Raw genomic sequence first — 13959 nt, forward strand, 5'->3', positions numbered from 1 at the left:
GACCTCATGGACCAAGTCCGCCCCAAGGGCATGTTTCACGTGAAACATGCCGGATGAGCCAAGGGTGTGTTTCACGTGAAACCAATCGACCCGCGTCTGCTGCGGTACGCCCGCGCCACTCGCTTCTTCCTCATGGCGGTCGTGGGGCTGGGCGCGGCCGGGGCGGCGCTGGTCATTGCCCAAGCGATGCTCATCGCCGACGTGGTCGTCGGAGCTTTTCAGCACGGTCACTCGGCTTCCGAACTCCGGACGCCCCTGATCCTGCTGGTCGCGGTCGCCATCGGGCGGGCGGTTGTCTCCTGGCTCACCGAACTCGCCGCGCACCGGGCGAGCGCGGCGGTCAAGTCGGAGTTGCGGGGACGGTTGCTGGAGCGGGCCGCCGCGCTCGGCCCCGGGTGGCTGAGCGGGCAGCGAACCGGGTCGCTCGTCGCCCTCGCCACGCGGGGAGTGGACGCGCTCGACGACTACTTCTCGCGCTATCTCCCCCAGTTGGGACTCGCGGTTGTGGTGCCCGTGGCGGTGCTCGCGCGGATCGTCACCGAGGACTGGGTATCGGCGGCGATCATCGTCGTCACCCTGCCGCTCATCCCCGTCTTCATGGCGCTGATCGGCTGGGCGACCCGGTCCCAGATGGATCGTCAGTGGAGACTGCTGTCCCGGCTCTCGGGGCACTTCCTGGATGTGGTCGCCGGTCTGCCCACGCTGAAGGTCTTCGGACGGGCCAAGGCGCAGGCCGAGTCGATTCGGCGGATCACCGGCGAGTACCGCCAGGCGACCATGCGGACACTGCGGATCGCCTTCCTTTCGTCCTTCGCGCTGGAGCTGCTCGCCACGATCTCGGTCGCCCTGGTCGCGGTGACCATCGGGATGCGGCTCGTCCACGGCGACATGGATCTGTACGTCGGGCTCGTCATCCTTGTCCTCGCTCCCGAGGCGTATCTGCCGCTGAGGCAGGTGGGGGCGCAGTACCACGCTGCCGCCGAGGGGCTCGCGGCGGCGGAGGAGATCTTCTCGGTGCTGGAGACCCCGGTGCCGGCCACCGGTTCGCTCGTCGCGCCGACGGCGGAGGAGATCGGCTTCGAGGGAGTGACGGTCCGGTATCCGGGGCGCTCCGGGGACGCGGTCTCCGATGTCTCCTTCGTGGTCGGGCCCGGTGAGACGGTGGCTCTCGTCGGACCGAGCGGTGTGGGGAAGTCCACGCTGCTGAACGTGCTGCTGGGGTTCGTGGAGCCCGTCGCGGGGCGAGTGCGGATCGGAGGAGTCGATCTCGCCGAGGCCGATGTGGAGGAGTGGCGGTCCCGGGTGGCGTGGGTGCCTCAGCGGCCGCACCTCTACGCCGGCTCGATCGCCGAGAACGTACGGCTCGCCCGGTTCGACGCCGACGACGCGGCGGTGCGGCGGGCGCTAGCTGACGCGGGGGCGCTGGAGTTCGTGGACGCCCTGCCCGACGGGGTCGGGACGGTCCTCGGCGAGGACGGCAGCGGACTCTCCGCCGGGCAGCGTCAACGTCTCGCGCTGGCCCGGGCGTTTCTCGCGGACCGGCCCGTCCTGCTGCTCGACGAGCCGACGGCCTCGCTGGACGGGGCGACGGAGGCGGAGGTCGTGGCGGCGGTACGCAGGCTCGCGGTCGGCCGGACGGTGCTGCTGGTGGTGCACCGGCCCGCGCTGCTGGAGGTGGCCGACCGGGTGGTGCGGCTCGAGGCCGCGGCGTCGGTCGTCGCGACCGGTTCCGTCCACGGCGAGGGCGCGAAGGAGCTCCCGACGGTCGAGCCGGAGGGCGTGCCCGCGGCCGCCGCGGAAGAGGCCCACGCGGCCCCTCCGCGGCGCGGAGGCGTGCTCGCCCGGGTCCGCGCGACGGCCGGCCCCCGGAACGGCCGTTTCGCACTCGCCCTCCTCCTCGGGAGCCTCGCACTCGGAAGTGCCGTCGGACTGATGGCCACCTCCGGGTGGCTGATCTCGAGGGCGTCGCAGCAGCCGCCGGTGATGTATCTGATGCTGGCCGTGACCGCCACGCGGGCGTTCGGGATCGGCCGGGCCGTCTTCCGGTACGCCGAGCGGCTCGTGTCGCACGACGCGGTGCTGCGGATGCTGGCCGACACCCGAGTCGCCGTCTACCGACGCCTCGAGCGCCTGGCCCCCGCCGGACTGCGGACGGCCCGGCGGGGCGACCTGCTGTCGCGGCTCGTGGCCGATGTGGACGCCCTGCAGGACTACTGGCTGCGGTGGCTGCTGCCGGCCGGGGCGGCGCTCCTCGTGTCCGCCGCCTCCGTCGGCTTCACCGCCTGGCTCCTCCCCGAGGCCGGGGCCGCCCTCGCCGCCGGGTTGCTGGCGGCCGGGGTCGGCGTCCCGCTCCTGACCGGCGCCGTGGCGCGCCGCGCTGAGCACCGGCTGTCCCCCGCTCGCGGCGCCCTGGCGACCCGGGTGACCGACCTCCTCACCGGGACGGCCGAGCTGACGGTCGCGGGCGCGCTGCCCACCCGTACAGCCGAGGCGCGGTGGGCCGACACCGCGTTGACCCGCATCGCCTCGCGGGCTGCCACCGCGACCGCGCTCGGCGATGGGCTCACCGCCCTGGCCACCGGACTGACCGTCGCGGCGACCGCCCTCGTGGGCGCCCAGGCGGTCGCCGGCGGGCGCCTGAGCGGCGTGGCGATGGCCGTGGTCGTCCTCACTCCGCTGGCGGCGTTCGAGTCCGTCCTGGGTCTGCCGCTCGCCGTCCAGTACCGGCAGCGGGTGCGCAGGAGCATGGAGCGTGTGTACGAGGTGCTGGACGCCCCCGATCCCGTACGCGAACCGGAGTTCCCGCAGCCGGCGCCCGCGGCACCGTTCCCGTTGCGCGTACAGGGGCTCAGGGCGCGTCATGCCGGACAGGACCGGGACGCGCTCGCCGGCCTCGACCTGACCCTCGAACAGGGCCGCAGAGTCGCCGTCGTCGGCCCCTCCGGGTCCGGCAAGACCACGCTCGCACAGGTGCTGCTGCGGTTCCTGGACGCGGAGGCGGGGACGTACACGCTGGGCGACACGGACGCGTACGGGATGGACGGGGACGACGTGCGCCGACTGGTCGGGCTCTGCGCCCAGGACGCGCACCTCTTCGACAGCACGGTGCGCGAGAACCTCCTGCTGGCCAGGAAGAACGCCACGGAGGCCGAGCTGCGCGACGCGCTCGCGCGGGCCCGGCTCCTGGAGTGGGCGGACGGACTGCCCGACGGGCTCGACACGCTCATCGGCGAGCACGGGGCGCGGCTGTCCGGTGGTCAGCGCCAGCGGCTGGCGCTTGCTCGCGCGCTGCTGGCCGACTTCCCCGTGCTCGTCCTCGACGAGCCCGCGGAACACCTCGACCTGCCGACGGCCGACGCGCTCACCGCGGACCTCCTGACCGCGACGGAGGGCCGTACGACGTTGCTGATCACGCATCGGCTGGCCGGTCTCGCGGCGGTGGACGAGGTGATCGTGCTGGCGGCGGGACGGGTGGCGCAGCGGGGTGCGTACGCGGAGCTGTCGGTGGTGGAGGGGCCGTTGCGGGAGATGCTGGAGCGGGAGGCGGCAGGGGATCTGCTGGTCGGGGCGGCGGCGCGCTAGCGACTCTCCGGGCCACGCTTCGACTTTCCGGTCCAAAGGGGACTCACTACTCTCGAGGCATGTCAGTGGTCCCCGCCTCCCCTCGTCCGGACGGCGGCTCGGACGTGCCGCGGCTGTTGGAGGCGGTGCGGTCGATCGGGTCGGGGCTGGAGCTGCACTCGACGCTGGACCGGATCTGCGAGAAGGCGGCCGAGCTGGCCAACGCGCGCTACGCCGCCATCGGGGTCGTGAGGGAAGACGGTGAGGGACTCGCGGACTTCGTCTTCCACGGCGTCGACGACGAGACCGCCCGGCGGATCGGGCGGCTGCCCGACGGACACAAGGGGCTGCTCGGGACGCTCATCCACGACCCGGCGCCGGTCCGGCTCGCGCGGCTGGACGAGGACGCGCGCGCGTGCGGATTTCCCGAGCACCATCCGGCGATGCGCAGCTTCCTGGGGGTGCCGATCCGGGTGCAGGGGGAGATCTTCGGGAATCTGTACCTGGCCGAGAAACGCGGCGGTGGCCCGTTCACCGACGACAACCTCAACATGGTCCGTGTGCTGGCCGCGGAGGCGGGTATCGCGATCGGCAACGCCCGGCTGTACGAGGCCGCCCAGCAGCGCGAACGGTGGATCGACGGCTCGGTGGCCGTGACCCGGGCACTCCTGTCGGCCGACGACGCCGAGGACGCACTCCAGGTCGTGGCGGAGCAGGCCCGCAGGCTCTCCGGATCGGTGGCCGGGATCGTGCTGCTGCCCGCCGCGGAGGGCGGTCTGGAGATCAGCGCGGTCGCCAAGGACCGCCCGTCCAAGGTGCTGGGAGCCGTCGTCCCGCCGGAGAGCGAACTGGTCGCCGAACTCCTCGACGGAGAGGCCGTGTTCCTCGACGACGCGGCCACCGACCCGCGCATGGTCACCGACTTCGCCCGCGAGTACGGGCCGACGATGATGCTTCCCCTGCAGAGCGACGGCCGTCTCCTGGGAGCCCTCGTCACTCCCCGGGAACGGGGCGGGCGTCCTTTCACCGAGACCGAGCGCACCCTCGCCGCGCACTTTGCCTCACAGGCCGCGCTCGCGTTGATGATGGCCGAGGCACAGCGCGACCGGGAGCGGCTCGCGGTCTACGAGGACCGTGACCGGATCGCCCGTGATCTGCACGACCTCGTCATCCAGCGGCTGTTCGCCACCGGGATGATGTTGGAGAGCGCACAGCGGAACTCGGCCGTGCCCGAGGTGCGGCAGGGCGTCGAGAAGGCGGTCGGCGAACTCGACGTCACCATCCAGGAGATCCGCACCGCCGTCTTCGCGCTCCAACAGGGACCCGCCGAAGTGCCGTCCGGCCTGCGCACCCGGGTGCTGCGGGAGATCAACATGGCCGCCGTGCCGCTCGGCTTCAAGCCCACGCACCGCTTTGTCGGGCCCGTCGACACGGCGGTCGGTGAACTCACGGGCAAGAACCTCATCGCGGCCCTGCGGGAGGCGCTCTCCAACGCCTTCCGGCATGCCGGGGCCTCCCGCATCGACGTCGTCGTCGACGCGTCCGTCGTCCTGCCGGACGGTCGGCAGGGTGTCCGGCTGACCGTCGGGGACAACGGCGTCGGCATCCCCGAGGGCGGCCGGCGCAGCGGCCTGCGCAACCTCGGGCGGCGCGCCGAGTCGCTGGGCGGCGACAGTTGGTACGGACCGGGGCCCGGAGCCGACGGCGGCGGTACGACGCTGGTGTGGCAGGCCCCGCACGTTCCGCAGGCGGAACCGCTTTAGAACCCCGGGCCGCTGTGGAACCGCCGGTCCTGCCCGGCCGCTCCTACAGCCGCTCGGCGAGGATCTTCTCGATGACGACCGCCACCCCGTCCTCGTTGTTGGCGACCGTGCGACCGGAGGCCGCGGCGACTACGGCGGGGTGCGCGTTGCCCATCGCGTACGACGTGCCGGCCCAGGTCAGCATCTCGACGTCGTTCGGCATGTCTCCGAAGGCGACGACCTCCTCGGGGGAGATACCGCGCTCGGCGCAGCACAGTTCGAGCGTGCTGGCCTTGGAGACGCCGGGGCCGCTGATCTCCAGCAGGGCGCTGGGGCTGGAGCGGGTGATGGTGGCGCGGTCGCCGACGGCGTGACGGGCCACGGTGAGGAAGGCGTCGGGGTCGAGCTCGTGGTGGAAGGCGAGGATCTTGAGCACCGGTTCGCCGGCGCCGGGGGCGTCCGGGGCCAGGAGCCGCTCGGCGGGCGCGAGGGTGTCGGGGATCTCCATGTGCAGCTTGGGGTACGCGGGCTCCTGGTAGAAGCCGTACGTCTGCTCGACGGCGAACACCGTGCCCGGTGCGGCCTCCCGCAGCAGTCGTACGGCGTCGAGCGCGTTCTCCCGCGCCAGCTCCCGGACCTTGACGAACCGGTGGGCGCCGGGGCCGCCGTGCAGGTCGACCACGGCGGCGCCGTTGCCGCAGATCGCCAGGCCATGGCCGTGGACGTGGTCGCTGACGACGTCCATCCAGCGGGCCGGGCGGCCGGTCACGAAGAAGACCTCGATGCCGGCCTCCTCGGCGGCGGCGAGGGCGGCGACCGTGCGCTCGGATACGGACTTGTCGTCGCGCAGGAGGGTGCCGTCGAGGTCCGTGGCGATCAGGCGCGGCGGAAGGGCGGCTGCCGGGGTCTCTGGCTGTCGGGTCGCTGAGGTCACCGGGCCATTCTCGCGCATATGCCCGCACGGCCGTGCGGAAGCCCGCACATGTGAGTGGATACCGCTCTCACCAGTACCGTTACCCCCCGTTGCCGCCATCCGTGGTGGCTCTGGCCGTCAGGCCAGCTGGGCCGGGGCCTCCATGGCGATGCGCTCGAAGACCTTCTCGTCCGCGGCGAAGTCCGAGTCGGGGATGGGCCAGTGGATCACGATGTCGGTGAAGCCCAGCTCCGCGTGCCGGCCCGCGAAGTCGACGAACGCGTCGAGGGACTCCAGCGGGCGGCCCCGGTCCGGGGTGAAACCGGTGAGCAGGATCTTGTCGAGTCCGGACACGTCACGGCCGACCGCGGCGCAGGCGGCGGCCAGCTTCTCCACCTGTCCGTGAATGGCCTGAACCGACTGTTCAGGGGTGCCCGTTTCGTACAGCTTGGGGTCGCCGGTCGTCACCCAAGCCTGTCCGTGGCGGGCGGCGAGCTTCATGCCGCGCGGGCCGGTGGCGGCCACCGCGAAGGGCAGTCGGGGCCGCTGGACACAGCCCGGGATGTTGCGTGCCTCGTGTGCCGAGTAGAAGTCGCCGTCGTAGGAGACCGAGTCCTCGGTGAGGAGGCGGTCGAGCAGTGGTACGAACTCGCCGAAGCGGTCGGCGCGCTCACGCGGGGTCCAGGGCTCCTGGCCGCTCTTCAGAAGCGTCGTGGCGTCGAATCCGTTGCCGCCCGCGCCGATGCCCAGGGTGATCCGGCCGTTCGAGATGTCGTCGAGGGAGATCAGTTCCTTGGCGAGGGTCACCGGGTGCCGGAAGTTCGGCGAGGTCACGAGCGTGCCCAGGCGGAGCCGGTCGGTGGCGGCGGCCGCGGCGGTGAGCGTGGGCACGGCACCGAACCAGGGGCCGTCCCGGAAGGTCCGCCACGACAGGTGGTCGTACGTGAACGCGGTGTGGAAGCCGAGCTGCTCCGCACGCTGCCAGGCGGCACGCCCGCCCTCGTGCCAGCGGAGGTACGGCAGGATCACAGTGCTCAGACGCAGACTCATGCATCGAGCGTAAGCGGAGCCGCGGGGTGGTCGTGGCCACCGTGTGATCGCTCCACCGGTGCCCCTTGGCCGGCCGGTCGGCGGACGATCAGTGCGGGCCGGGGAAGCGCAGGTACTTCGACGGTACGGCCTCGGTGAGCCACACCCCGTTCGCGCTGACCCGGAAGACATGGCCGTCGCGGTGCATGGCGGCGGCGTCCACGCCGAGCACGACGGGCCGGCCGCGCCGGGCACCGGCGCGGGTTGCGGTCTCGCGGTCGGGCGAGAGATGCACGTCGTGCCGGTTCATGGGCCGCAGGCCCTCGGCCCGGATCGCGTCCAGATTGCGGGCCACGGTCCCGTGGTAGAGGTACGCCGGCGGAGTCGCCGGGGGCAGTCCGAGGTCGACCTCGACGGAGTGGCCCTGGCTGGCGCGGATGCGGGTGCCCTCCACGGCGAAGCGCCGCTTGTCGTTCGTCGCCACCACATGGTCGAGCTCCTCGCGGGTGATCCGGAAGCCGTGCTCCGCCGCTGCCGCGATCAGCGTGTCGATCTCGACCCAGCCTCCCTCGCCGAGCGTGAGCCCGATCCGCTCGGGCTGATGCCGCAGATGCTTCGAGAGGTACTTCGACACCTTCACGGTGCGTCTTTCATCCATCGGTTCGTTCATCCTGCCAGCGTGCCTGGCGAGAGGCGGATCACGCATTTGATTTTGGTGCGGAGGTTTGATCCACAAGCAAGTCCGGTTATCCACAGGTGAATTGACGAATCTGTGGACAACGCGCAGGCGGTTTAGGGTGTTTCGCCAACGGTATGGTGATTGTTGTAATTTGAGGTGAGATGGTCCAATGCCCTGGCCTGGACCTCCCGTTCGGCTGCCGCCGCGATGAAGGCGGCCACCTGCCCGGAACCAACCAAGGTCTCCACGGCGCGCATTGTGGAGACCGGGAGCTGAACGGAACGCGTCTGTTCCATGGTGTCTCGGGGCGGCCCCGCCCCAAGACGTTCACGCAGGTGTCGGGTCGCGAACAGCCGCATGGCGCGGGCCAGTTCCGCGTCCACCGTCTGCTGCGCGAGCGGTCGCAGACGGCGTACCAGGGAGGCCGCCTCGACCGCTTCCGCGTCGCTCGGCGGATGCTCCCCGAGATAACGCGCGAAGACGTGCTCGGTCGTGAACTCCAGGAAACGCGCGGCGATGTGCTCGACCTTGCCCCTCAACTCCCGCAGATGGCCCGAGATCGCGGACAGCGGCACGCCCGCCGCGTACAACTCCACGGCCACAGCGAGCTCTTGGGGGCTCGGGACCAGGTACACCTCGCTCTCGCCGGGGAGGCGCTCCAGCACCCCGAGCTCCACCGCCTCCGCCACCGCCGCGTCGTCCGGGCTGCCGCCGAACCGCTCGTCCAGCTCGGCCCGCGACATGCGCACGGCCTCCTCGTCGGTCCACGGTCCGTCGACCTCCGCGACCAGCCCGAGGATCCCGCCCAGCCCCCGGCCCGCGTCCCAGGCCTCCAGGAGTTCCTTGATGGAGGCCAGGGTGTAGCCGCGGTCCAGGAGGTCGGCGATCTGCCGCAGCCGGGCCAGATGCGCGTCCGCGTACACGTTGGCGCGACCGCGTCGCTCGGGGCGGGGGAGCAGCCCGCGGTCCTGGTAGGCGCGGATCGTCCGGACCGTGGCGCCGCTGTGATGCGACAGATCCTCGATGCGGTACGCGACCCGGACCGGCTCGTCGTTCACGCTGTCTGCCTCCCGACCCCCTGGGTACTACGCGACGGCCCCGCGCGGCGAGCCCTCCTGCGAGGGATGGTACGACCGCCGAGGACAGCGGGACATGGCCGTGCCGTGCTCCTCCGGAGTGGGCAACAGGCCTTTGCCCACGACCCCGTTGCGCGCGGCCACGAACCTCACAGCGGTGGCTCCATCCGCGCGATCGCGCGCAGCGCCCTCGGCGCCAGCCGGGACATCAGGCGTCCGCCGCGCGCCTCGGGGGTGACGGGTACGACCGCCTGGTTGCGGACGACCGCGCGCAGGATCGCGCCGGCCACCTTTTCCGGCGGGTAGTTGCGCAGCCCGTACAGCCGCGCCGACTTCTTCTGGCGGCGCTTCTCCTCGCTCGCGTCCACCCCGGCGAAGTGCGCGGTCGAGGTGATGTTCGTGTTCACGAATCCCGGGCAGATCGCCGAGACGCCGATGCCCTGCCCGGCCAACTCCGCGCGCAGGCACTCGCTGAGCATCAGCACGGCCGCCTTCGAGGTGCTGTAGGCGGGCAGCGCCTTCGAGGGCAGGTACGCCGCCGCCGACGCGGTGTTGACGATGTGGCCGCCCTGCCCGCGCTCGGCCATCTGCCTGCCGAAGAGCCGGCAGCCGTGGATCACGCCCCACAGGTTGACGTCGAGAACCTTCTTCCAGTCCTCCGGAGTGGTGTCGAAGAAGGACCCGGACAGTCCGATCCCGGCGTTGTTCACCAGCACGTCCACCACGCCGTACTCGCCGGCGACCCTTTCGGCGAGCTTCTCCATGGCCTGCTCGTCGGAGACGTCGACGGTCTCGGCCCACGCTTCGGGGGAGCCGATCAGCCGGGACATCTCCGCCGTGCGCGCCGCGCTCTCCGCGTCCCGGTCGACGGCCACCACGCGCGCGCCGGCCTCGGCGAACGCCAGCGCGGTGGCCCGCCCGATGCCGCTGCCCGCGCCGGTGACCAGCACGAGCTGCCCGCCGAACCGGTCGGCGTACCTGCCCGGGGCGATGGTGTCCCGCACCGGCACGCCGTCCTCGTTGGCGTGCACGAAGTCCGTGATCCAGGACGCCAGCTGGTCGGGCCGCGTACGCGGGATCCAGTGTTTGTCCGGGAGGGTGCGGCGCACCAGCTGCGGGGCCCACTCCTCCAGATCGTCGTAGAGCCGCTCGGAGAGGAACCCGTCCCCCAGGGGTGTGATGAGCTGCACGGGCGCGTGCGCGTAGGCGTCCGGGCGTGGCCTGCTCAGCCGGGCCCGTACGTTGTCGCGGTACAGCCAAGCGCCGTGCGCCGCGTCCGTCGGCAGCGAGGGGGTCGGATAGTCACCCGCGGGCACCTTCTCGACCCGCCGCAGGATCTTCGGCCACTGCTTGCCCAGGGGGCCACGCCAGGCGAGCTCCGGCAGCACGGGCGTGTGGAGCAGGTACACGTACCAGGACTTGGCGCCCTGGCCGAGGAGCTGGCCGACCCGGCGTGGGGTGGGCCGCCGCACACGCCGCTTGATCCAGTGGCCGAAGTGGTCGAGGGACGGCCCGGACATGGAGGTGAAGGAGGCGATGCGGCCCTGGGTCCGCGCGACCGTGACGAACTCCCATGACTGCACCGAACCCCAGTCGTGCCCCACCAGGTGCACCGGACGGTCGGGGCTCACCGCGTCGACGACGGCCAGGAAGTCGTCCGTCAGCTTCTCCAGGGTGAACCCGCCCCGCAGTGGCCGCGGGGCCGTCGATCCGCCGTGGCCACGGACGTCGTACAGCACCACGTGGAAATGCTCCGCCAGGCGGGTCGCGACCTCGGACCACACCTCCTTGGAGTCCGGATAGCCGTGCACGAGCATCACCGTGGGCCTTGCCGGATCGCCCAGCTCGGCGACGCACAGATCGATCCCGCCCGTCCGCACCCGGCGCTCGCGCGCGCCTTCGAGAGTCACGAGAGTCACTTCTCCTTCGCCCAGCGCCGCACGGTACGTGTCCGTAACTTGACACTGGCGAATGTGACAGTTGTTAGAGGCTGCGTCAATAGGCCTGCGCGGCACCTGTGGACAACCGGTCCGATGTGGATAAATCCCCGCCGGTTGTTCGACTTCAGGGGGACCCCTACGGGCCCGTACGACTGGAGTCTGACGCGGATACAGCTCCGTGGGTTGACGACCGCTGTGGCGTGCGCCACTACCTTCGACAACGTGACTGTGATCGCGACCGAAAGCCTGAGCAAGCGGTACCCCCGGGTGACCGCTCTTGACCGGCTCTCCGTGGACGTCGGACCCGGTGTGACCGGACTCGTCGGAGCCAACGGAGCCGGCAAGTCCACACTGATCAAGATCCTGCTGGGTCTCTCCCCCGCCACCGAGGGCCGCGCCGAAGTGCTCGGACTCGATGTCGCCACCCAAGGCGGCGCCATCCGCGAGCGGGTCGGGTACATGCCCGAGCACGACTGCCTGCCCCCCGACGTCTCGGCCACCGAGTTCGTCGTCCACATGGCGCGCATGTCCGGGCTCCCGCCCGCCGCGGCCCGCGAGCGCACCGCGGACACCCTGCGCCACGTCGGACTGTACGAGGAGCGCTACCGCCCCATCGGTGGCTACTCGACGGGCATGAAGCAGCGCGTCAAGCTCGCGCAGGCCCTCGTCCACGACCCCCAGCTGGTCTTCCTCGACGAGCCGACCAACGGCCTCGACCCGGTCGGCCGCGACGAGATGCTCGGCCTGATCCGACGTATCCACACCGAGTTCGGGATCTCGGTCCTGGTCACCTCGCACCTGCTGGGCGAGCTGGAGCGCACCTGCGACCACGTCGTGGTCGTCGACGGCGGCAAGCTGCTGCGGTCCAGCTCCACCACGGACTTCACCCAGACCACGACGACCCTCGCCATCGAGGTCACCGACACCGACGAGCACCCGGACGGCACCGGCGCGGTCCGCGAGGCGCTCCACGCGCGCGGGGTCGAGACCCACGACGGCAGCGGGCTGCCGGGCGCCGGCCACATCCTGCTGCTGACCGCCGACGGCGAGGAGACCTACGACCTCGTCCGCGACGTCGTCGCCGACCTCGGCCTCGGCCTGATCCGGATGGAACAGCGCCGCCACCACATCGCGGAGGTCTTCCGCGAGGAACAGACGGACGGGACGGACGTGCAGGGCGTACGGAAGGAGGCAGTGGGCCATGGCAGTTGAGCAGTCCCTCACCCCCCGCGGTGAGCAGACCCGGATCCACGACATCGGCTACCGCCACTACGACGGCCCGCGCCTGGGCCGCGCCTACGCCCGCCGCTCGCTGTACTCGCAGTCCCTGCGCGGCTCCTACGGCCTGGGCCGCTCGGTCAAGTCCAAGGTGCTGCCGATGCTGCTCTTCGTGGTGATGTGCGTCCCCGCACTCATCATGGTGGCCGTCGCGGTCGCCACCAAGGCGAAGGCCCTGCCGGTCGACTACACGCGCTACGCGGTCATCATGCAGGCCGTCATCGGCCTGTACGTCGCCTCCCAGGGACCGCAGTCCGTCTCCCGCGACCTGCGCTTCAAGACCGTGCCGCTGTACTTCTCACGTCCCATCGAGACCGTCGACTACGTACGCGCCAAGTACGCGGCGCTGGCCTCGGCGCTGTTCGTCCTGACGGCCGCGCCGCTGATCGTGCTCTACGTAGGGGCGCTTTTGGCGAAGCTCGACTTCTCCGACCAGACGAAGGGCTTCGGACAGGGGCTGGTCTCCGTGGCGCTGCTGTCGCTTCTCTTCGCCGGGATCGGCCTGGTCATCTCGTCGGTGACCCCGCGCCGCGGCTTCGGCATCGCGGCCGTCATCGCAGCGCTGACCATCTCCTACGGAGCCGTGTCGACCGTCCAGGCCATCGCCTTCGAGCAGTCCAGCTCCTCGGCCGTGCCCTGGCTCGGCCTCTTCTCTCCCATCACGCTCATCGACGGGGTGCAGACGGCCTTCCTCGGCGCCACCTCCGCCTTCCCCGGCGGGGAGGGCCCCTCGTCCGGGCAGGGAGTCGTCTACCTCGTCGTCGTCCTGGGGCTCATCGCGGGCTCCTACGGCCTCCTGCTGCGCCGCTACCGAAAGGTCGGGCTGTGACCACGCTCAACATCGACCATGTCTCGCGCTGGTTCGGCAACGTGGTGGCGGTCAACGACATCACGATGACGATCGGCCCCGGAGTCACCGGCCTGCTCGGCCCGAACGGCGCCGGGAAGTCCACCCTCATCAACATGATGGGCGGCTTCCTCGCCCCCTCCACCGGCACCGTCACCCTCGACGGCCGGCAGGTCTGGCGCAACGAACAGATCTACAAGCACATTGGCATCGTCCCGGAGCGCGAGGCGATGTACGACTTCCTCACGGGCCAGGAATTCGTCGTCGCCAACGCCGAGTTGCACGGCCTCGGAGCGAAGGCCGCCCAGCGGGCGCTCGCCACGGTCGAGATGGAGTACGCGCAGGACCGCAAGATCTCCACGTACTCCAAGGGCATGCGGCAGCGCGTGAAGATGGCCTCCGCCCTCGTCCACGACCCGTCCCTGCTGCTGCTCGACGAGCCCTTCAACGGCATGGACCCGCGCCAGCGCATGCAGCTCATGGACCTGCTGCGCCGCATGGGCGACGAGGGCCGCACGGTGCTGTTCTCGTCCCACATCCTCGAAGAGGTCGAACAGCTCGCCGCCCACATCGAGGTGATCGTCGCCGGACGGCACGCGGCCAGCGGCGACTTCCGCCGCATCCGGCGCCTGATGACCGACCGCCCGCATCGCTACCTGGTGCGCTCCAGCGACGACCGGGTACTGGCCGCCGCGCTGATCGCCGATCCGTCGACGTCCGGCATCGAAGTGGACCTGGCCGAGGGCGCGTTGCGCATCCAGGCGGTCGACTTCGGCCGGTTCACGGCGCTGCTGCCGCGCGTCGCGCGCGAGCACGGCATCAGGCTGCTCACGGTCTCGCCGTCCGACGAGTCCCTCGAGTCCGTCTTCTCGTATCTCGTCGCGGCGTAGGAGG

General features: G+C 71.3%; 10 protein-coding genes. 5 read left to right on the top strand and 5 right to left on the bottom strand.

What is annotated here, in order from left to right:
* Positions 1 to 75 precede the first annotated feature (75 nt).
* Positions 76 to 3582: a thiol reductant ABC exporter subunit CydD gene (gene cydD, locus ACZ7M2_RS32860; protein WP_471598380.1), complete on the top strand. Its 3507-nt coding sequence runs from the start codon at positions 76 to 78 to the stop codon at positions 3580 to 3582.
* A 59-nt stretch (positions 3583 to 3641) separates the two neighbouring features.
* Positions 3642 to 5324, top strand: a complete 1683-nt coding sequence (locus tag ACZ7M2_RS32865) for a sensor histidine kinase (protein WP_471598381.1) — start codon at positions 3642 to 3644, stop codon at positions 5322 to 5324.
* A gap of 43 nt (positions 5325 to 5367) precedes the next feature.
* Here ACZ7M2_RS32865 and ACZ7M2_RS32870 read toward each other — a convergent pair whose 3' ends face one another.
* The 5 genes from ACZ7M2_RS32870 to ACZ7M2_RS32890 all read right to left on the bottom strand — a co-directional run bounded on the left by ACZ7M2_RS32870 (position 5368) and on the right by ACZ7M2_RS32890 (position 10910).
* Positions 5368 to 6255 (bottom strand): Cof-type HAD-IIB family hydrolase, encoded by an 888-nt coding sequence (locus tag ACZ7M2_RS32870; RefSeq protein ID WP_471598382.1) that lies wholly within the window; start codon positions 6253 to 6255, stop codon positions 5368 to 5370.
* A 99-nt stretch (positions 6256 to 6354) separates the two neighbouring features.
* Positions 6355 to 7266: an LLM class flavin-dependent oxidoreductase gene (locus ACZ7M2_RS32875; protein ID WP_351705942.1), complete on the bottom strand. Its 912-nt coding sequence runs from the start codon at positions 7264 to 7266 to the stop codon at positions 6355 to 6357.
* Between the two features lie 88 nt (positions 7267 to 7354).
* Complete coding sequence (locus ACZ7M2_RS32880; RefSeq protein ID WP_471598383.1) at positions 7355 to 7903, bottom strand: RNA 2'-phosphotransferase; 549 nt, start codon at positions 7901 to 7903, stop codon at positions 7355 to 7357.
* Between the two features lie 134 nt (positions 7904 to 8037).
* The gene (locus ACZ7M2_RS32885; RefSeq protein ID WP_471598384.1) at positions 8038 to 8982 is read right to left on the bottom strand and encodes a MerR family transcriptional regulator; all 945 of its coding nucleotides are present in this window, start codon (positions 8980 to 8982) and stop codon (positions 8038 to 8040) included.
* A gap of 167 nt (positions 8983 to 9149) precedes the next feature.
* Positions 9150 to 10910, bottom strand: coding sequence for an SDR family oxidoreductase (locus ACZ7M2_RS32890; RefSeq protein WP_471598385.1), 1761 nt, complete (start codon positions 10908 to 10910; stop codon positions 9150 to 9152).
* Positions 10911 to 11168: 258 nt separating this feature from the next.
* On the opposite strand from ACZ7M2_RS32890, the gene ACZ7M2_RS32895 reads away from it, so the two are divergent.
* Genes ACZ7M2_RS32895 through ACZ7M2_RS32905 form a run of 3 tightly spaced genes read left to right on the top strand, consistent with a single transcriptional unit; the run spans position 11169 to position 13955 of the window.
* Positions 11169 to 12152, top strand: coding sequence for an ABC transporter ATP-binding protein (locus tag ACZ7M2_RS32895; protein WP_352053063.1), 984 nt, complete (start codon positions 11169 to 11171; stop codon positions 12150 to 12152).
* Positions 12142 to 13047: an ABC transporter permease subunit gene (locus ACZ7M2_RS32900; protein ID WP_403700250.1), complete on the top strand. Its 906-nt coding sequence runs from the start codon at positions 12142 to 12144 to the stop codon at positions 13045 to 13047. Before ACZ7M2_RS32895 ends, ACZ7M2_RS32900 begins: the two co-directional genes overlap by 11 nt.
* The gene (locus ACZ7M2_RS32905; protein WP_054236923.1) at positions 13044 to 13955 is read left to right on the top strand and encodes an ABC transporter ATP-binding protein; all 912 of its coding nucleotides are present in this window, start codon (positions 13044 to 13046) and stop codon (positions 13953 to 13955) included. The genes ACZ7M2_RS32900 and ACZ7M2_RS32905 overlap by 4 nt, the downstream gene beginning before the upstream one ends.
* The last annotated feature ends 4 nt before the right edge of the window (positions 13956 to 13959 follow it).

Source organism: Streptomyces sp. NPDC111507, assembly GCF_055638955.1.